Consider the following 19,541-nt stretch of genomic DNA (forward strand, 5'->3'; position numbering starts at 1 on the left):
CCCTGTGCAGCTAGCACCCAAGCCGGCGCACGCGACTCGCGTCGCCGGCCTCGGTTGCTTCCGAGGAACGTCATGAAGCGCATTGTCAGACGCGCACGCAATCGACGAAATATTCGATGCGTCCGTTGATCATCTCGCCGACGAGTCCGTGAATGTCCGTGTGGAAACCCGGGAAACGCTCGTTGAATTCCCGCGCGAATCGCAGATAGTTGACGATGGTCTTGTTAAAGCGCTCGCCCGGAATCAGCAGCGGAATGCCCGGCGGGTACGGCGTCAACAGAATCGACGTGACGCGGCCTTCAAGTTCGTCGATGGGTACGCGGTCGATCTCACGGTGCGCGAGTTTCGCGAACGCGTCGGACGGCTTCATCGCCGGCTCCATGCTCGACAGGTACATCTCGGTCGTGAGACGCGCAATGTCGTTCGCGCGGTAGACGCTGTGGATCTGCTGGCACAGGTCGCGCAAACCGACACGCTCATAAGTCGGATGCAGCGCGACGAAGTCCGGCAACACGCGCCATAGCGGCTGGTTGTTGTCGTAGTCGTCCTTGAACTGCTGGAGCTCGGTCACCATCGAATTCCAGCGGCCCTTCGTGATGCCGATCGTGAACATGATGAAGAACGAATACAGCCCGGTCTTCTCGACGATGATGCCGTGCTCGGCGAGGTACTTCGTCACGATCGCGGCCGGAATGCCCGTCTCACCGAAACCGCCGTCCATGTCCAGACCCGGCGTGACGATGGTCGCCTTGATCGGATCGAGCATGTTGAAGCCTTCGGCAAGCGGTCCGAAACCGTGCCACGAATCGTTCGGGCGAAGCATCCAGTCTTCGCGCGAACCGATGCCTTCGTCGGCGAACTGGTCCGGGCCCCAGACCTTGAAGAACCAGTCGTCGCCGTATTCCGTATCGACCTTGGTCATCGCGCGGCGGAAGTCCAGCGCTTCCGCAATCGACTCTTCGACGAGAGCGGTGCCGCCGGGCGCTTCCATCATGGCCGCCGCCACGTCGCACGACGCGATGATCGCGTATTGCGGGCTCGTCGACGTATGCATCAGATACGCCTCGTTGAAGCGGTGCTTGTCGAAGCGGCTGTTCTTCGAATCCTGCACGACGATCTGCGACGCCTGCGAAATGCCGGCCAGCAGCTTGTGCGTGGAGTGCGTGGCAAAGACCATTGCGCCGATGCGCGGGCGGCCCGCGCCGATCGCATGCATGTCCTGATAGAACTCGTGGAATTCGGCATGCGGCAGCCACGCTTCGTCGAAGTGAAGCGTGTCCAGCCACTCGCCCAACATTTCCTTGATCATCTCGACGTTGTAAATCACGCCGTCATACGTGCTTTGCGTGATCGTCAGAATGCGCGGCTTCAGGTCGGGATTTTTCGCCAGCGCTTCGCGTGCGAACGGATTCGCCTCGATCTTTCTGCGGATGTTTTCCGGCTCGAATTCCGACCGCGGAATCGGGCCGATGATGCCGAAGTTGTTGCGCGTCGGCGTGAGGAACACCGGAATCGCGCCGGTCATCGTGATCGCGTGAAGGATCGACTTGTGGCAGTTGCGGTCGACCAGCACGATATCGCCCGGCGCGACCGTGCCGTGCCAGACGATCTTGTTCGAGGTCGACGTGCCGTTGGTCACGAAGAACACATGGTCTGCGCTGAAGATGCGCGCCGCGTTGCGCTCCGAAGCCGCAACGGGGCCGGTGTGATCGAGCAGTTGCCCGAGTTCGTCCACGGCGTTGCAGACGTCCGCGCGCAGCATGTTTTCGCCGAAGAACTGATGGAACATCTGGCCGAGCGGGCTCTTCAGAAACGCAACGCCCCCGGAGTGGCCGGGACAGTGCCACGAGTACGAGCCTTCGTCCGCGTACTGCACCAGCTCCTTGAAGAACGGCGGCGCGAGCGAGTCCAGATAAACCTTGGTCTCGCGGATGATATGGCGCGCGACGAACTCCGGCGTGTCCTCGAACATATGGATGAAGCCGTGCAGTTCGCGCAGGATGTCGTTCGGCAAGTGGCGAGACGTACGCGTTTCGCCGTACAGGAAGATCGGAATGTCCGCGTTGCGGCGGCGCACTTCCGTCACGAACGCGCGCAGCGCGACGATGGCCGCCGCGAGTTCCGGCGTTTCTCCTTCAACCACGACGTTTTCGACGTAGGGCAGCAGCTCGTCGTCGTCGATCGAAAGGATGAAGCACGACGCGCGGCTCGACTGCTGCGCGAACGAAGTCAGATCGCCGTAGCTCGTCAACCCGAGCACTTCCGCGCCTTCTTTCTCGATTGCTTCGGCCAAAGCCCGGATGCCGGAACCCGAGATGTTCTCGGAGCGGAAATCTTCGTCGATGATGACGACGGGAAAACGGAACTTCATGGGCGATTCTCCAAAAAGAACGACCGCTGCACTGGATAGATTGCAGCGGTCACCCTGTGTACCTGGTGGGTCAATGCGCCGCCGACGTCACGTCTTCGGCAACGTGACCCCGTGCTGACCTTGATATTTGCCGCCGCGATCCGCGTACGACGTTTCACAAATCTCGTCGCTTTCGAAAAACAGCACCTGGGCGACGCCTTCGTTCGCATAGATTTTCGCAGGCAAAGGTGTCGTATTCGAGAATTCGAGCGTGACGTGACCTTCCCATTCCGGCTCGAACGGCGTGACGTTCACGATGATGCCGCAGCGCGCGTAAGTGGATTTGCCGAGACACACGGTCAGTACCGAGCGCGGAATGCGGAAGTACTCGACGGTGCGGGCGAGCGCGAACGAATTAGGCGGGATGATGCAGACGTCGCCTTTGAAGTCCACGAACGATTTCTCATCGAAATTTTTTGGATCGACAATGGTCGAGTTGATGTTCGTGAAGATCTTGAATTCGTCGGCGCAGCGAATGTCGTAGCCGTAGCTCGATGTGCCGTAACTGACGATCTTCCGGCCGTCTTCGGAGACGCGAACCTGATCGGGCACGAACGGCTCGATCATTTTGTGCGACTCGGCCATGCGCCGGATCCACTTGTCGGATTTGATGGTCATAGGTGAACGCTGCTCGACGTGAATAACAGGTGTGTGACGGATAACAACCCGGCGCGTGCCGGGCACGTTGCGGCCGGTTGTCCCACTTTCAGGGCCGGGTTTCGCCGGTGCGCTCCGCAAGAAGCTGCCCCGGGGCCGTATTGGCGATGACGCCGGCCGCCGCGGCGAAAGGCGCTTATTTTACGCGATCAGGAGGATGCTGCCGCACATGCGCGCCACTGATGAGCGGCAGCGAGCCGCCGGGGTCTGCTTTGGGCCGCTTTCGTCCACATTTCAGCAGCTTCAGGCCGGGCCACAGGCAGGGGCAACAGGGCAACCAGGCGGTGATCCGTCATTGGCGGATCAAACCGCAAGCGAGTGCGGGACCCGCGCCATGCTGCGGATACGCGTAGGGATCGGTTGCGTCGTGATGCAGCAGCACCGCGCGTTGCAGAACCGAACGGATACCGTCGAGCGAGACGTCCGGGGCGACGATGAAGCCGGTTGCCACGCCGTTCGCGTCCGCATGAATGTTGCCGAGATCGCCTTCGACGCGCGCACCCGCCTTCAGACGCTCGGCAGCCGGCGAGAACACCTGGCCGGCACTGGAACCGTCGGTTGCGTTGCAGTCGCCGCGCTCGTGAACCTGAAGCGCGTGATCGCTGTTAGGCGGCAAGCCCGCGAGATTGTAGGTAACCTGCACGCCGTCCGAGCGCTCGATGAACGTAACGAGGCCGCGCGCCTGATTGCCCACGGTGGGCAGCAACTGCGCGTCGGCGCGCTTCTCCTGTGGTCTCAGGAAAGCGCTGCACCCGCATAACAGCATACTGCTGGCAGTCAGGACGATGAAAGCATGCACCGCCTGCCAGTCGATTCGTTTTCCCATGCGATCCTCGTGCCGGCTGGCGGCCGCCCCTGCGGTTGCCGAGCCGAACCTGTGAAGTCGACATGATACCGCGAGACCAGGCGCGAATAGACGCCCCCGGCCCCCTTTCGCCCGTCGTTTGAAGGGCTCGTCAGGTGTTCTGCACGACGATGTTGGGAAACCTGGAGGTCATGTCGCGGGCGCGCTCGGCGATGTGAACCGCGACCTTGCGCGCGATCGTGCGGTAAATCTCCGCAATGCGCCCTTGCGGATCGGCCACTACAGTAGGCCGGCCGGAGTCGGCCTGCTCGCGGATCGCAATGTCGAGCGGCAGGCTGCCGAGCACGTCGACGCCATATTCCTTGCCCATGCGCTCGCCGCCTCCCGAGCCGAAGATATGCTCTTCATGGCCACAATTCGAGCAGATATGCATGGCCATATTCTCGACGATGCCGAGAATCGGGATGCCGACTTTCTCGAACATTTTCAGGCCCTTGCGGGCGTCGAGCAGAGCAATGTCCTGCGGCGTGGTGACGATCACCGCGCCGGTCACGGGCACGCGCTGCGAGAGCGTCAACTGGATGTCCCCGGTGCCCGGCGGCATATCGACGATCAGGTAATCGAGATCGCGCCAGTTGGTCTGCCGCAGCAGCTGTTCGAGCGCCGACGTGGCCATCGGGCCGCGCCACACCATCGGGTTGTCCTGCTCGATCAGAAAGCCGATGGAGTTGGCCTGCAGACCGTGGCCCGTCATCGGGTTCATGGTCTTTTCGTCCGGCGATTCGGGGCGCCCTTCGATGCCCAGCATCAGCGGCAGCGAGGGTCCGTAGATATCGGCGTCGAGTATGCCGACCGACGCGCCCTCGCTAGCCAGCGCCAGCGCGAGGTTAACGGCGGTCGTGCTCTTGCCGACGCCACCCTTGCCCGACGCCACGGCCACGATATTTTTAACATTCGGCAAGAGTTTCACGCCGCGCTGCACCGTATGCGCCGCGATTTCCTGCGACAACTGAATGTGCGTCTGTGCCACGCCCGGCACGGCCTGCAACGCGTCGGCGAACTGCTTGCGGATGGCCTCGAACTGGCGCATGGCCGGATAGCCGAGTACCACCGCGACGTTAACCGTGTCACCCTCCACGGCTACGTTCTTAATGTTCCTGGCTGCGGCATACGGCCGGCCGGTGTTGGGGTCAGTGACGGCTGCGAGGGCAGCGTCGACCAAAGCCCGATCGATACTCATTGACACTCCAAGGGAACACCTGCGGCGCGGCGCAATCGAAGCTTCGGCCACGCGCCGGAATTGCAAGAAATTGTTAGACAGCATTGCGAAAACCAGGCGTGCCGGGCACCCTTTGGGCCGGCGGACGCCGTGGGGCCGCATCGCTGCGTGCCAGGCTTTATTGTAGTGGCTCACGTCGAGCGCTGCCGGAAGACCCTTCTTCATTGTCGGACCGGGACTGAAGAACGCGCGGGGTTTTCCGCCTGGCTTGCGTGTCCCTTTGGGTTGTTCGCACTGTCGAGCAATCTGTTCTGGTGCCGTGACGTTCGCCACGCAGGCTCTAGCGCCACGGACGCTTCACCCGCGCGCGTTACTCGCGCGCTTTATCGCGTCATTCGCTTTACTCGAAAGGAATCAAAAATGAATGCAAAAATCACGACTCGCCTGGCCATTCTCGCCGTTTCGGGCTCCCTGCTCGCAGGTTGCGCCAGCCAGCAGGGCACTAACACGGCGGTGGGTACGGGCGTAGGCGCCGGCACCGGCGCGGCGCTGGGCGCAATTTTCGGCGGCGGCAAGGGCGCGGCGATTGGCGCCGGCGTCGGCGCAGCGGTGGGCGGCATCACCGGCTACAACTGGCAATCCATTCACAACAAGCTGTCGGGCGCCACCAAGGGCACGGGCACGCAGATCACCGAGCAGCCGGACGGCTCGCTCAAGCTGAACATTCCGAGCTCCGTCACGTTCGACACGAACAGCTATGCGATCAAGCCGTCGTTCGCGCCGGTGCTGGATCAGCTGACTCAAACGCTGCAGCAGAACCCGGAAGTGATCGCCCAAGTGGTCGGCCACACGGACAGCACGGGTCAGCCGGCTTATAACCAGACGCTGTCGGTCAACCGCGCGCAAAGCGTAACCGGCTTTCTGGCGCAACGCGGCGTCGCGCCGCAGCGTTTGTCGGCACAAGGCATGGGCCAGAACCAACCGATCGCCGACAACAACACCGAAGCCGGCCGTGCAGCAAACCGTCGCGTGGAAATCTATCTGCGCGCCACGGCTCAGCACACCACGCAATAACAGCAATGCACGATTGAGCAGGGGAATTGGGGCCGGAGATTCGCAGCACCGGGCTGATCTGCGTCTCCGATTCGGTTATCCGGAGGCCGGCAGCCTGATGCTGAGCAGGCTGTAAAAAGTCAGCAAGGAAAATCTCTCGCGAGGACGAAAAAAATTCGAACTCTCCTGAAATTCCGCTGTCTGTCTTTACGGTACGTGGCTGGCGAAGCCGCCGCGTCACCATTCTCCTCTTGTCGTTGTTGCTCCGGGGTTAATCGCCCCGGTTTTTTTTGGGCGCTCGCTTTTCGCAATGCCCGAGGCAGCGCGGCATACTGCGCGCCCGCGCGGCCCATGCCCGCGGGCGCTTGCCCTGCTAGAATCGACCTTTCGTCCCACCGCAGGCTCCCACCATCCTTATGTCAGCACCCGCAACCGATCTCACTGCAGGCGCGCCGTCGGCCCGCCGCCAGGTTCTCGTCACGTCGGCCCTTCCTTATGCGAACGGGCAAATCCATATTGGCCATCTGGTTGAATATATCCAGACGGACATCTGGGTCCGCACGCTGCGAATGCACGGGCACGAGGTCTATTACGTGGGCGCCGACGACACACACGGCACGCCGGTCATGCTGCGCGCGGAACTGGAAGGTTTGACGCCGAAGCAGCTGATCGACCGCGTCTGGCAGGAGCACAAGCGCGACTTCGACAGCTTCGGCATCTCGTTCGACAACTATTATTCGACCGATTCCGAAGAGAACCGCGTCCTGAGTGAGAACGTCTATCTCGCGCTGAAGGAAGCGGGTCTGATCGACGCCCGCGATATCGAACAGGCGTATGACCCGGTCAAGGAAATGTTCCTGCCGGACCGCTTCATCAAGGGTGAATGCCCGAAGTGCGGCGCGAAAGATCAGTACGGCGACAGCTGCGAAGTGTGCGGCTCGACCTATCAGCCTACCGAGCTCGTCAAACCGTACTCGGTAGTGTCGGGCGCCACACCGATTCGCAAGACATCGACGCATTACTTCTTCCGCCTGTCCGATTCGCGCTGCGAGAATTTCCTGCGCGCGTGGGTGGGCGGCCTCGCCCAGCCGGAAGCGACCAACAAGATGCGCGAGTGGCTGGGCGACGCCGGCGAAGCGAAGCTCGCCGACTGGGATATTTCGCGCGACGCGCCGTATTTCGGCTTCGAAATTCCGGGCGCGCCGGGCAAATACTTCTACGTGTGGCTGGATGCGCCGGTCGGCTACTACGCGAGCTTCAAGAACCTCGCCCAGAAGCGCGGACTGGACTTCGACGCGTGGGTTCGCCCGGGCTCGAAGGCCGAGCAGTATCACTTTATCGGCAAAGACATTCTGTATTTCCACACGTTGTTCTGGCCGGCCATGCTCGAATTTTCGGGCCACCGCACGCCGACCAACGTGTTCGCGCACGGCTTCCTGACGGTAGACGGCGCGAAAATGTCGAAGTCGCGCGGCACTTTCATCACCGCGCAAAGCGTGATCGACACCGGCCTGAACCCGGAATGGCTGCGCTACTACTTCGCGGCCAAGCTGAACAGCACGATGGAAGACCTCGACCTCAATCTCGACGACTTCCAGGCGCGCGTGAACAGCGATCTGGTCGGCAAGTACGTGAACATTGCGAGCCGCGCCGCCGGCTTCCTGATCAAGCGCTTCGACGGCCGCGTGCAGGACAGCGCGATGCAGCACCCGCTGCTCGCGTCGCTGCGCGCCGCCGTACCGCAGATCGCCGCGAACTACGAAGCTCGCGAGTACAACCGCGCGCTGCGTCAGACCATGGAACTGGCCGATGCGGTGAACGCCTACGTCGACACGGCCAAACCTTGGGATCAGGCGAAAGACCCGGCCAATGCCGTCGCGCTGCACGAAACCTGCAGCGTGAGCATCGAGGCGTTCCGTCTGCTGTCGCTTGCGCTCAAGCCCGTGCTGCCGAAGCTCGCGGAAGCGGTTGAAGCGTTCCTCGGTATCGAGCCGCTCGTGTGGGCCGACGCGAATGTACCGCTCAGTTCGGCGCGTCCGATCAACGCGTACAAGCATTTGATGACGCGCGTCGACCCCAAGCAGATCGAAGCCTTGCTGGCAGCCAATCGCGACTCGCTGCAAGCCACGCCGGAAGCGGGTGCGCCGGCCGCGGACGCGAAGGCGAAGTCGAAGGCCGCAAAGACTGCCGCCGCGGACAAGGACGACACGCCCGAAGTCATCTCCATCGACGACTTCGCGAAGATCGATCTGCGTGTCGCAAAGATCGTCGACTGCAAGGCGGTCGAAGGTTCGGACAAGCTGTTGCAACTCACGCTGGACGTCGGCGAGGAGAAAACGCGCAACGTATTTTCCGGCATCAAGTCCGCGTATCAGCCGGAGCAGCTAATCGGCAAGCTAACGGTGATGGTCGCGAACCTCGCGCCGCGCAAGATGAAGTTCGGCCTGTCGGAAGGCATGGTGCTGGCGGCGTCGGCGACCGACGAGAAAGCCGAACCTGGCCTCTACGTGCTCGAGCCGCACAGCGGCGCCAAGCCGGGCATGCGTGTGAAGTAACGCGCAAGCGCACACGTACGCACACACCCGCAACACGGGTAGCTGCAACAGGCAAAACGGCACGCTGTAAAAGGCGTGCCGTTATTTTGCCTGCATTTTCATGTGCGGCGCATTGCGCTCCTCAAGACAGCAAGAGTGGCCAAAAGCAGATCACCACTTGATGCGGTCATAGCGCCGCGTGTATAGCAGCTCGATCCCGTCGAATGTGCCGCCATAGGCCGCGACGGACCAGTAGCGCGTCAGGTTGACGGTCGCCTTGACCGCGTTGCTCGCCGACTGCAAGCCCTGCTCATAGCCGATCACGAGCCATTCGTTGATCGCCTTCGACACCATCACGACTTGCGGGTCGGTCAATCCGACTTCGCTGCGGCCAATCGAAAACTCGTCGAGACCGAAAGTCTGCGCGATCCGCTTGCCGCTCGCGCTGCCGAGCAACGCCAGCGCGGTCGTCATCGTGCTCTGCTGGCCGAGGTTGTTGCCCTGATCGGTGCCATGGCCAAAGAGCAGCCACGAGAGCTTTTCGTTATCCGGCACGTTCGGCTCTGACACGAGCTTCGCGACCGGAAAGTTCACGGTGCCCGTAACCGAGACGCCCGCCTCCACCTGCTGATTGCGACGCATCGCCAGAATATTGATGCCGGGGTTGGCGACCGGTCCGTTGAACGTGAAGAAGCCGTTTTCAATGTTGAGCTTGCGGCCGAACGCGGTGTACGTGGAGCCCTGCGTCACGCGCACGTTGCCGACCGCGCGCAGCGGCAGGTTCGGCGCGCTCATCGCCGTGATGGTGCCGGTCAGGCCGAGGTCGGCCCCTTGTCCGCGAAAACGGAAGTTGTTGCCCAGGTTGATGTCGATATTCGCACGCGGTGCAAACGGACCGATCGGCTTGTTGCTGCCCGGCACCGGTCGCGGCCGCTCTCCCGCCACCGTGCCGTCCGGGCGTACAACCACCACGTCGTCGCCGAGCTTGGGCGCGGATTGCTCCGGCATGTCGAACAGCGCGTGGTCGACGGTAAACTTGCCGTTGATCGCCATGCCGCCCTGCGCGCCCGCGTTGGCGACGCTCGCGCTGCCCGTCAGCGACAGATTACGATCCGGCGCCGCAAAAAGTTCGAGTTTGTCCGCGACGATGCTTGCAGTCAGGTCCGGTTCCGCGCCGTCCAGACGCACCCGGCCGGTCGCGCGCAACGTCCCGCTCGCGCCGTGAAATTCGACCTGTTGGAAGTCGACGAGATTGTGCGACAGCGCGACCCGTACTACGCCGTCCTTCAACTGCACGCCCTGGTCGACCAGCGTGGCGGAAAGCCCGTCGCCGAGCAGCGAACCCGTCAGGTTAGGCTTGGCGACGGTGCCGCCAAGCGCGAGCTTCAATGCCAGGTGGCCGTCGAGCAGATAGCTCGGCCCGAACAACCCGCCGGTCGTTTTCAGCGACGGCACATTGGCGTCGACATTGCCGGTAAGCGCGCCCTCTTCGTTGACGCTCAGAAAGCCGTCGCGCTCAACCAGCGTGGTGTGCGCGTCGGCGTCGATCACGCCGATGCGGCTCGCCTGCGCACGCACCGTCGCGTTCAGACGATTGCCACCGCTGAACTCGGCGCGCGCGGCGATATCCGAAATACCGAGCGACGCCAGCCCGCGGCCGATCTCGACCGTGACGTCGCCGCTGCGGCGCCGCAACTGGATATGGCCGCTTGCCGTGGTGCCGAGCGCGAAGTCCCAGTCGCCGTCGAATATCAGATCGGTCTTGACGGCCGGCGGCGTGCCGGTGATCTCGCGCCGCAAGTCCTGCAGCCGCGCCACCGAAATGCCAGTCAGGCTGCCCGCCGACTGAACCTTGCCGTGGTCGAAAGAGAACGACTTCAGGCTCAACACCGCGCCTTCGAGTGTGAGCCGTGTCGCGCCGAGCGTCAGGCGGCGCGGCCCGGCGCTCACGGCAAGCGGCGACTCGAGATTCAACGCGGGCGTGCCGCGGTTTTGCACACGCGTCACCGTGCCGTCCCAGCGCGTGCCGTCGCGCGCCTCGGTGAGCTTGCCGTTGGCCGCCAGCGTCAGATCCAGGGGGCGATCCTGCAGCTTGCCGGTAGCCGCGGCTTCGAGCGAGTGACTGGCGCGCGTGCCGGTCAGACGCGCGGTGAGCGTGGCGAGATCGACGCCGCCAGCGCTTACGTTGCGCGCGTCTGTCGTGAAGACGAGCGCGCCGTTCGCACCGTCGCGCAGTTCGGCATGACCTTCTGCATGGCCGATGCGGTTGCTGCTCAACACAACGCTGTCGGCCTTGTAGTTCAGCACCACGTTCGGATGCTCGAACGAGCCGGTGAGGTCGCCGTCGGCGGCGACGAGCCCGGCGAGGCCGAAGCCGAGGCGCTCGAGCGCCGGTGCGTCGATATGAAAGCGCAAGCGGTCGCCGCGTGCGCCGAAGCTGCCTTGCAGATCGACCTGGTTGCCAGCCACCGAAAGGTTCGCGTGGCTCGGCAAAATCCGCGAGCCCGCAAGTTGCACCGTGCCGCCGCCGGTCAGCGGCAGGCCGTCGTAGACGCTGGGACCCAGCTTGAACTCGGCTTTGGTCGTGAAAACGGGCGCCAGCATGCCGGTCGCGGACAGCGTGCCGTTGACCTTCGCCTCGATCTTGCGCGCTGGCGGCGCAGCGCGCTTCGGCGCGGGCGTCTTGCGCTCGATCACCTCTTTCTTGACGACGGCCTTGCCGGTGTTCTTCACGGCCGCCGCAGCCTTGTCGGCCGGAGCTGCGCTTTTGGCGCCGGCCGTGCTGCCGGCTTGCGCCGCGGCCTGCGCGGACAGCCGGCTCTTCGCCTCGCTCTGCGGCACGGCAGGTCCATTGACTGGCGCGCGGGACGGCATTTGCGAGGCCAGCGTCAACGGATCGAAATCGGTGAGTTGCGCCTTCAGGTTGTAGCTGGAATTCGCGTCGTGCTTGAGGGCGCCGGACAGATCGATGCGGCCTTTGCCCGACGTGATACGCACGTCGTTGAAGCTGAGCCGCGCGGGGTCCATGGTCAGTTTGCCCTGCGCGCGCAGCGCCGCTTTGGGATCGGCCAGATCGAGCGTGACGGTTTGGATGTCGTCGTTGAGCCGGATAGCGATCGGGCCGGACAACTGCGTGGGCCGCACCGTCGCCTGAAGCGCGTTCAGGTCGAGACTGGCGACCTGCAGGTCGAACTGGCCGCGCTTGCCGCTCAGCGCGCCGCTGCCGGTCAGCGTGGCGCTCTTCACGAGGCGCACGGCGAGATTCGAAATACGCTGCGCGCTGGCGTCGAGGCGCACGTCGGCATTGGCGTCGATGAGCGGCAGCAGGTGTTGATCGATCGCGCCGGGACGCGCATTGACAATGGAGACATGGCCCGCGACTGTCAAACCGGCGGCGCTCTTGCCGGCCGTGCGCGCCTCGCTGGCGCTTGCGGGATGTCCTGCGGTCGGACGTTGCGCGGAGTTCAGCGAAGTCGTCACGCTGGCCCCACTGGCCCCACCGGCCGCGGCCGCCCCAACCTCGCCCGCCTCCTGCCCCACCGGCTGCAGTTCCGCCCTCACGGCGAGATCGGCGAGCGGCGCGCCCGGCGCAAACGCCTGCGGATTGACGTGGTCGAACGTCAACGTGGCGCGTTTGAGCGGCACCTCGCCGAACGGCGTCGCCTCGACTTGCGCGTGGCCGGCGAGCTTCATGCCGCTCGCGTCGAGTTCGGCGACGAGATTGGCCAGCGTGCCGCTCAGATGCCCGCCTATCTGCACGGCTTCGTCGTTGACCTTGCCCGAATAACCCACGTCGCCGGTCAGTGGAAACGGCCGCACGCCGTCGAGCTTTGCAGACGCCGTCACCGCGCCGAACGGCGTATCGAGCCGCTCGACTGCGGCCTCGTGGTGACGCCCGTCGCTGCGTCCATGGAAAGCGAAGTGGGAAAACTCGGTTGTCGACGTGCCCTGGTGCAGTAACAGCTTGTCCACTTGCACATCGCGGATTTCCAGCTGCATCGGCAAGCGCAGATCTTGCGGGAGCTTCAGCGGCTCGCTGCTGCTCGACGACGAGGCGCCGATGCGCGCGTCCACGGTGCCCACGTGCAGATAGTCGATGGTGAAACGCCACGGCTCGCGCATGAGCGCCCAACGGCCCGACACACGGTCGATCTGGATGTCGGTGCCGCTGCCGTCCAGCGCGCGCCAGCGCACTTCGCGCAGCCGGACGCCGTTCGCGAGCGCTCCGCTTTCCAGCGTGCCGCTCAGCTTGCCGCCCAGCAGCTTGACCGCCGCCTGCCATGCATAGGCGGTGCCGCGTTCGGTGGTGAGCGCGCCGTACAGCAGGCCAAGCGCCAACGCGACAACCAACACCAGCACCACGACCAACGCGGCGAGCGTTTTCAACAGCAGGCGGCCAGCGCGGCGACGCTTCGCCGGCGGCGGTTCCGGCGTGCCGGGCGGTTCAGCGCCCGACGGCGGGTTGCCGGGCGGCTGCACGGGAGGTTGGGCGGAAACGTCCGTCGTCATGCGTGGTTCGAGTACAAGGAGGTTCGCATCAGAAGGCGATACCGAGCGTCAGATAGGGCCGCACACTTCTGTTGCGGATGCCATATGCCACGTCGACATTGACCGGGCCCACCGGGCTGCGCCAGCGCGCGCCGACGCCCACGCCCGGAAAAAAAGTTTTCTCGCCCCAGGTGTCAGTGGCCGTGCCGACGTCGAAGAAGGCCGCCGCGCCCCAGTCGTGCGTGAACCAGTGCTGGTATTCCGCCGATGCCGTCACCAGATATTTCGTCGGCAATACCGAACCCTGAACGTTGTTACCAATGCTCTGGTAAGAATATCCGCGCACCGAGTTCGAGCCGCCCGCACGAAACAGAAGCGAAGCCGGAATGCCGCTCGAACTGCCGCTCGTGAATACGCCGCCGAGCTCCGCGCGAAACACCATGAGGTCTTCCTTGCCGATCGGCAGGTACTGCTGGCCACGCGCGTAGCCGCGGATGAACGTCTGATCGGTGAGCACACCCTTTACCGCGAAACCGGCTTCGACGTGGATCAGGTTGCCCTTGCGCGGGAACAGCGGGTCGTCGGTATTGCGCCGGGTCCACGACCACGACGGCACCAGCGCGCGGCTCGTGGTCGGCTCGCCCACGTTCTGGTCGAGCCGGTCCTGATAGAACAGGATCGCATATGTGTAGTCGATGAACTGCGACGTGCGAGTACGCTGCACACCACCGCGAATGCTGTAGATACGTGTGTCGGAAACGTCTGTGGTCGTGTAGGACGCCAGCACACTATTGGTCCACCCCCGACGTCCCGGCGGCATGGCAAGCTGAACCTGGCCGTACTGTTGAACCTGATCGACCCGGCCGTCAATGGTGAACGGCCACGCCTTGCCGAACGTATTCAGATACGAGTACGCGCCCTGCACCAGCGCGCCGTTGTCGGTCGAATAGCCGACGCCGCCGCGAATGCTGTTGTACGGATATTCCGACACCTTCACATGCAGCGGCGTTTCGACCGGCTTCGCCGGCTCGCTGTCCACGTCGATCGCGACGCTCGCGTAATACGGCGTGTTTTGCAACTGCCGCTGCAATTCGGTAATGCGCTGCACGTCGTAGACGTCGCCCACCGAAATCGGATTCACATTCTCGACGATCTGTTCCGGATAGCGCCGTGTGCCCGACACGTCCAGCTTGCCCATTGTGAAGGTGGGCCCACTTTCATACGCGACCGACAGCTTGGCCTCGTGCGTACGGGGATCGATGCGCGCCTCGGCGTGATAGATCTTCGCGCCCAGATAGCGGCGCGCCTGCAACGCCTTCAGCGACGCGTTCTTCGCGTCGTCCCAGCCCTCCTGCGAAAACGGGTCGCCTTCGTGCAGCGAAAATGCAAAGCGCGCGGCGTTTTCCTGCGCCGGGTCCTCGGTCAGCACCGGGCCGCGAAACGACAGGGAAATGGACGTAATGACGGTTTGCGGGCCAGGATCGACGCTCACGGTCACATGCTTGGTGTTCTCGACAGTACGCACGTCCGTGCGCACGATCGGGGTGAAGTAGCCTTGCGTGGCGGCCAGATCGCGCACCTGCTGGGGCGTGGCCGTGATCAGAAATTCGAACTGGTCGTCGCTGATGTCGGGACTCTTCGCGAACCGCGCAACGTCCAGGTGTTTTTCGAGCACCTTGCGCAGCGAGCGCGGCGATGCTTCGACATCGACCTTGTAGCTCGCCGCCGCGCGCGCCGCGTATGCGGGACCGCCAGCCAGCGTCAGCATCAGGATGCCGAGGGCGAGCCAGGCTCGCAGCCAGCGCCGCATTGGCGTACGCATTGGCGTAGTAACGCCGCGGCCCCCGCCGGCTTTGCTGCGCCGCCCGCGCGGTTGTTGGATCGCACACCCCGCCAAACAGGACCTCCGGCCATGGTTGATGAATTTTGTCATTCGGGCGCAGTGCCGCCGAAGCTCGCTATTTGACCACATCGGCGCGGCCGCGCTATCTCTAAACGCGCCCGCGAACGCCCGCGTGGCGCATGGCACGAGGCCCACGCGCCCGCCTTTGACGCGCGGTGCGACGCGCGGGTTCCGGCGATCCGCGCTGGGCGCAATTTCGCAGACGATGCATCAGCCGCCCCCCGGCTTTTTCGACCGCGCGCGGCGCATGCGCTAAAATTACGGAATAGCAGCGGCAGCCGCGCGAAGACCGCCACGGCGAAGCCGCCATTTGCCCAACCACGCCCAACCACGGACGTCGAGCCATGTATCAATCGGACATCACCCAGTTCCTGAACCAGCTCAAGCAGCAGAAGCCCAACCTGGAAGCCGAGCAACGTCGCGGCCGGGCCTTGCTGTGGGACAAGCAGCCGATCGACCTGGAAGAGCGCGCCGAGCAGAAAGCTTCGCGCGTCGAACAGACGCCTTACTCGTACTACCAGAACTTCTGAGCGGCTCCCCGCAACCGATGAATCCCGCCGACGAGGCACACGGCGCGCCGCCGGCTGCGTCCGACGCCGCGCTTGCCAAGCCCGCCACCGATTCGACGCCCGACACCGTCGACGGCATTGCTTTTGCACGCCTGTACGGCGAGCCGCTCTTCAAGCTGCCGACCGACCTGTATATCCCGCCGGACGCGCTCGAAGTGTTCCTCGAAACGTTCGAGGGCCCGCTGGATCTGTTGCTGTACCTGATCCGCAAGCAGAATTTCAACGTACTCGACATTCCCATGGCGGATGTCACGGTGCAATACCTCGGCTATGTCGACCAGTTGCGCCAGACCAATCTCGAACTCGCGTCCGAATATCTGCTGATGGCCGCCATGCTGATCGAGATCAAGTCGCGCATGCTGCTGCCCGTCAAGAAGGCCGACAGCGGCGAGGAAGCCGAAGACCCGCGCGCGGAACTGGTGCGGCGCCTGCTCGAATACGAGCAGATGAAGCTCGCCGCGCAGCGCATCGACCAGTTGCCGCAACTCGGGCGCGACTTCCTGCGCGCCGAGGTTTATATCGAGCAAAGCATCACGCCGCGCTTTCCCGACGTGAACAGCGAGGACCTGCGCGCCGCCTGGGCCGACGTGATCAAGCGTGCGAAGCTTGTCCAGCATCACAAGATTTCGCGTGAAGAACTGTCTGTGCGCGAGCATATGAGTTCGATCCTGCGGCAACTGCAGAATGCGCGCTTCGTCGAATTTTCCGACCTGTTCGATACCAGCAAAGGTGTGCCGGTCGTGGTGGTCAACTTCATCGCAATGCTCGAGTTGTGCCGCGAATCCCTCGTCGAAATCACTCAGGCCGAGCCGTTCGCACCTATCTACGTGCGCCTCGCCTATTTGCCGGCCTGAAGCGAAAACCGGTTGCGGCGCAGCGGGCCGGGCTTCATGCTCCAAAAAACGGCCGATCAGGCCTCGTTTCGGTGCGTCCGGCGGCCAAATCCACTACAATCCCGCGCTCCGAACCTGTCATTACCAGTGAGGCGGCGGGCCGCGCAATCGCCTGAGGCCTTTGCGTCAACCCAGTCTCGCGCCGCGCGAGGAATCCCTGTCCGATCATGAAAGTCATCAGCTCGATCCATGAATTGCGCGACCAGTTGCGCGGCCAGAATCGCACTGCCTTTGTGCCGACCATGGGCAATCTGCACGAGGGCCATCTGTCGCTGATGCGCCTCGCGCGCCAGCACGGCGATCCGGTGGTGGCGAGCATCTTCGTCAATCGTCTGCAGTTCGGGCCGAACGAGGATTTCGACAAATATCCGCGCACGATGGAAGCGGACATCGAAAAGCTGCAGAAAGAAAACGTCTACGTGCTTTTCGCGCCGACAGAGCGCGACCTCTATCCCGAGCCGCAGGAATACCGCGTACACCCGCCGCACGATCTGGGCGACATTCTCGAAGGCGAATTCCGGCCAGGCTTTTTCCAGGGCGTGTGCACCGTCGTGATGAAACTGATGTCGTGCGTGCAGCCGCGCGTGGCGGTGTTCGGCAAGAAGGACTACCAGCAGTTGATGATCGTGCGCCGCATGTGCCAGCAATTCGCGGTGCCGACCGACATCATCGCCGCTGAGACCGTGCGCGATACCGACGGTCTTGCGCTCAGCTCGCGCAACCGCTATTTGCAGCCTGACGAGCGCACCGAGGCGCCGATGCTGGCCGCCGAACTCAATCGCGTGCGCGACGCGGTGCTCGCAGGCGAGCGCGACTTCGCGGCGCTGGAGCGCGCGGCGATGGCGTCGCTGACCGCGCGCGGCTGGCAGCCCGACTACATCGCGGTGCGCAAGCGCTCGAATCTGCTGCCGCCGGGTCCGCAAGACGCGAACGCGGAACTCGTCGTGCTGGCCGCCGCCAAGCTCGGTGCGACCCGTCTTATCGACAACCTCGAAATCTGAAGCCGTCTGGAACACCATGCAACGCAACATGCTGAAGTCGAAGATTCACCGCGTCGCGGTCACGCACTGCGAACTGCACTACGAAGGCTCGTGCGCGATCGACGAAGACCTGCTCGAAGCGGCGAACATCGTCGAAAACGAACGGATCGACGTCTGGAACATCAACAATGGCGAGCGCTTCTCGACCTATGCGATCAAGGGCGAGCGCGGCAGCGGCATGATTTCGTTGAACGGCTCGGCCGCGCGGCGCGCGCAACTGGGCGACCTGGTGATCATCGCGGCCTTCGCGGTGGTCGACGAAGCGGAGTTGAAGGCGGGCTGGAAGCCCAACCTCGTGTTCGTCGATGAGAACAACAAGATCAAGGGCAGCCGCGATCACGTGCCAACGCAGAACTGGAATTGAGCGACGCGCTCGCCTGAGTTTTTTGTAACGGGGCTCAGGTTGGCTGGGGTTGCCCCCCGGCTCGGCGCCACGCCCGATCGAGGCGGCCATGCTGCCTCGCGGTGGTGGCGCTGATGGCTTGAAATTCTTCCTGATAGCCACGGCTGGCTCCCGTCCGTCGGGGCGGCTCACGTCAGCTCTAACGTTTCAAAGCCGGTGCAAGCCTCACCAACACCCCGCCCTCACCCCTTCTTACCGGCGCCGTTCGTCCACTCGATGATCGGCTGCCACTGCTCCAGATCCTTCTCCACGCGGCTTTTGGCGACGTCCCACAAAGTGAGGCCGTGCGCCGCCAGCTGCACATAGTTCTGCGTGTCGCGCAGATAGCCGAGCACCGGCAGCTTCAGCCCCTCGACGAAACGGTGCAACTGCTCGGCCGAACGCGTGCGCGAATCGACGCGCATACCCACCACGCCAATCTCGATTGCACCTTTCCTGACCGCTTTTTCCTTCGCGAGCCGCTCCAGAAATTCCTGCGTAGCCAGAATATCGAACATCGACGGCTGCAGCGGCACGATCACCTTGTCGGCCAGATCCAGCGCGATATTCATGCGAGTGCCGTGCAAACCCGCCGGGGTGTCGATGATCGCGTGCTCCAGGCCCTTTGGCGGTCTGGCGGGCGTCTCGGGGTTGACTTCCCACGTTTCGATGGCCGGCAGCGTGTCCGGCCGCAACGACAGCCACGCATGCGCTGACTGCTGCTTGTCGAGATCGGCGAGCGCCACCCACTCGCCGTTTGCGGCGAAATAGCCGGCCAGATTGGTCGACAGCGTGCTTTTGCCCACGCCGCCCTTCGGATTCGCCACCACGATTACCGTCATGAATACTCCCGAAATGAAGCCAGGACGACGCCGGCCGGTCCGCCGCATTCTGCCCTGAACCTTCTGCTTTTGGCTTGTACCTGTTGTCATGTCGGCGCCCGAACTTGCACAGATTCGAGTCCGTGCGCCGATCCAGCCGTTGATAATATCGACAAATGCAGCGAGGCCGAAGCCCCCGAACGGCTAATCGGTCGCCTTGCATCACAGATTTAACCTTTCCAGGAAGCCAATCCAATGAGCAAACTCCGGCCGGAATACACCGTGGAACGACTGCACGAACGCCAGAAGGGCAAGCTGCCAGGCTTGCTGGGCGTGCATGTGCTGTCGCTGGACGAAGGCGCGCTGACTGCGGAATTGACCGTGCGGGAAGAACTGCTCGCGCCGAACGGCTTTCTTCACGCGGCCACGGTAATCGGTCTCGCAGACACCGCTTGCGGCTATGCGTGTCTCGCCCACCTGCCGGAAACGGCGCGTAATTTCACGACTGTCGAGCTAAAAAGCAACTTTCTCGGCACGGCGACCGAAGGCACGATCCGCGCGGTGGCGAAGGGCGTGCACCTTGGCCGCACCACGCAGGTTTGGGACGCGACCGTCACCGGTCCCGACGGCAAGACGATCGCCCTGTTCCGCTGCACGCAGATCGTGCTGTATTGACAGAAGCGCGGGACATCGCAGGGAGCGCGGCGCGAAGTCGGCTCCGCCTCGACAGTTCTTCGCAGAACGCGATCGCGACGCGGGCGAGTCCG

The 19,541-nt window shown here is 63.6% G+C and carries 14 protein-coding genes; 7 read left to right on the forward strand and 7 right to left on the reverse strand.

Features of this window, described 5'->3' with window-relative positions; translation table 11 throughout:
* Positions 1-85: 85 nt before the first annotated feature.
* The 4 genes from BCA01S_RS03210 to apbC all read right to left on the reverse strand — a co-directional run bounded on the left by BCA01S_RS03210 (position 86) and on the right by apbC (position 5,112).
* Complete coding sequence (locus BCA01S_RS03210) at positions 86-2,371, reverse strand: arginine/lysine/ornithine decarboxylase (RefSeq protein ID WP_020065187.1); 2,286 nt, start codon at positions 2,369-2,371, stop codon at positions 86-88.
* Positions 2,372-2,458: 87 nt separating this feature from the next.
* Positions 2,459-3,028 carry a dCTP deaminase gene (gene dcd, locus BCA01S_RS03215; protein ID WP_006048517.1) on the reverse strand — a complete coding sequence of 190 codons (570 nt, stop codon included), beginning with the start codon at positions 3,026-3,028 and terminating at the stop codon, positions 2,459-2,461.
* Between the two features lie 331 nt (positions 3,029-3,359).
* Entirely contained in the window at positions 3,360-3,893 is a 534-nt protein-coding gene (locus tag BCA01S_RS03220) for a superoxide dismutase family protein (protein WP_020065186.1), read from the reverse strand.
* A 130-nt stretch (positions 3,894-4,023) separates the two neighbouring features.
* Positions 4,024-5,112: an iron-sulfur cluster carrier protein ApbC gene (gene apbC / locus BCA01S_RS03225; RefSeq protein WP_027775671.1), complete on the reverse strand. Its 1,089-nt coding sequence runs from the start codon at positions 5,110-5,112 to the stop codon at positions 4,024-4,026.
* 399 nt (positions 5,113-5,511) lie between these two features.
* Between apbC and BCA01S_RS03230 the strand changes: the two genes are divergently transcribed.
* Together BCA01S_RS03230 and metG are read left to right on the forward strand one after the other, a co-directional pair.
* On the forward strand, positions 5,512-6,165 hold the full coding sequence (locus tag BCA01S_RS03230; RefSeq protein ID WP_027775672.1) for a YiaD family glycine zipper/OmpA-like lipoprotein: 654 nt from the start codon (positions 5,512-5,514) through the stop codon (positions 6,163-6,165).
* Between the two features lie 395 nt (positions 6,166-6,560).
* A complete protein-coding gene (metG, locus tag BCA01S_RS03235) occupies positions 6,561-8,699 on the forward strand; it encodes a methionine--tRNA ligase (RefSeq protein ID WP_027775673.1) in 2,139 nt (712 codons plus the stop codon).
* A 150-nt stretch (positions 8,700-8,849) separates the two neighbouring features.
* Here the strand turns inward: metG and BCA01S_RS03240 are convergent, their stop codons facing one another.
* Positions 8,850-13,187, reverse strand: a complete 4,338-nt coding sequence (locus BCA01S_RS03240; protein ID WP_027775674.1) for a translocation/assembly module TamB domain-containing protein — start codon at positions 13,185-13,187, stop codon at positions 8,850-8,852.
* A 28-nt stretch (positions 13,188-13,215) separates the two neighbouring features.
* On the reverse strand, positions 13,216-15,063 hold the full coding sequence (locus BCA01S_RS03245; RefSeq protein WP_027775675.1) for an autotransporter assembly complex protein TamA: 1,848 nt from the start codon (positions 15,061-15,063) through the stop codon (positions 13,216-13,218).
* A gap of 350 nt (positions 15,064-15,413) precedes the next feature.
* On the opposite strand from BCA01S_RS03245, the gene BCA01S_RS03255 reads away from it, so the two are divergent.
* The 4 genes from BCA01S_RS03255 to panD all read left to right on the forward strand — a co-directional run bounded on the left by BCA01S_RS03255 (position 15,414) and on the right by panD (position 17,935).
* Entirely contained in the window at positions 15,414-15,599 is a 186-nt protein-coding gene (locus BCA01S_RS03255) for a DUF3460 family protein (RefSeq protein WP_007175923.1), read from the forward strand.
* 17 nt (positions 15,600-15,616) lie between these two features.
* Positions 15,617-16,492 (forward strand): segregation and condensation protein A, encoded by an 876-nt coding sequence (locus BCA01S_RS03260; protein ID WP_027775677.1) that lies wholly within the window; start codon positions 15,617-15,619, stop codon positions 16,490-16,492.
* Between the two features lie 206 nt (positions 16,493-16,698).
* Positions 16,699-17,532, forward strand: coding sequence for a pantoate--beta-alanine ligase (gene panC, locus BCA01S_RS03265; protein WP_027775678.1), 834 nt, complete (start codon positions 16,699-16,701; stop codon positions 17,530-17,532).
* 16 nt (positions 17,533-17,548) lie between these two features.
* Positions 17,549-17,935, forward strand: a complete 387-nt coding sequence (gene panD / locus BCA01S_RS03270) for an aspartate 1-decarboxylase (RefSeq protein WP_027775679.1) — start codon at positions 17,549-17,551, stop codon at positions 17,933-17,935.
* 221 nt (positions 17,936-18,156) lie between these two features.
* Here the strand turns inward: panD and BCA01S_RS03275 are convergent, their stop codons facing one another.
* Entirely contained in the window at positions 18,157-18,795 is a 639-nt protein-coding gene (locus tag BCA01S_RS03275; protein WP_027775680.1) for a ParA family protein, read from the reverse strand.
* Between the two features lie 234 nt (positions 18,796-19,029).
* Between BCA01S_RS03275 and BCA01S_RS03280 the strand changes: the two genes are divergently transcribed.
* On the forward strand, positions 19,030-19,449 hold the full coding sequence (locus tag BCA01S_RS03280) for a PaaI family thioesterase (RefSeq protein ID WP_027775681.1): 420 nt from the start codon (positions 19,030-19,032) through the stop codon (positions 19,447-19,449).
* The last annotated feature ends 92 nt before the right edge of the window (positions 19,450-19,541 follow it).

Source organism: Paraburkholderia caledonica NBRC 102488, assembly GCF_000685095.1.
Classification (GTDB): domain Bacteria; phylum Pseudomonadota; class Gammaproteobacteria; order Burkholderiales; family Burkholderiaceae; genus Paraburkholderia; species Paraburkholderia caledonica.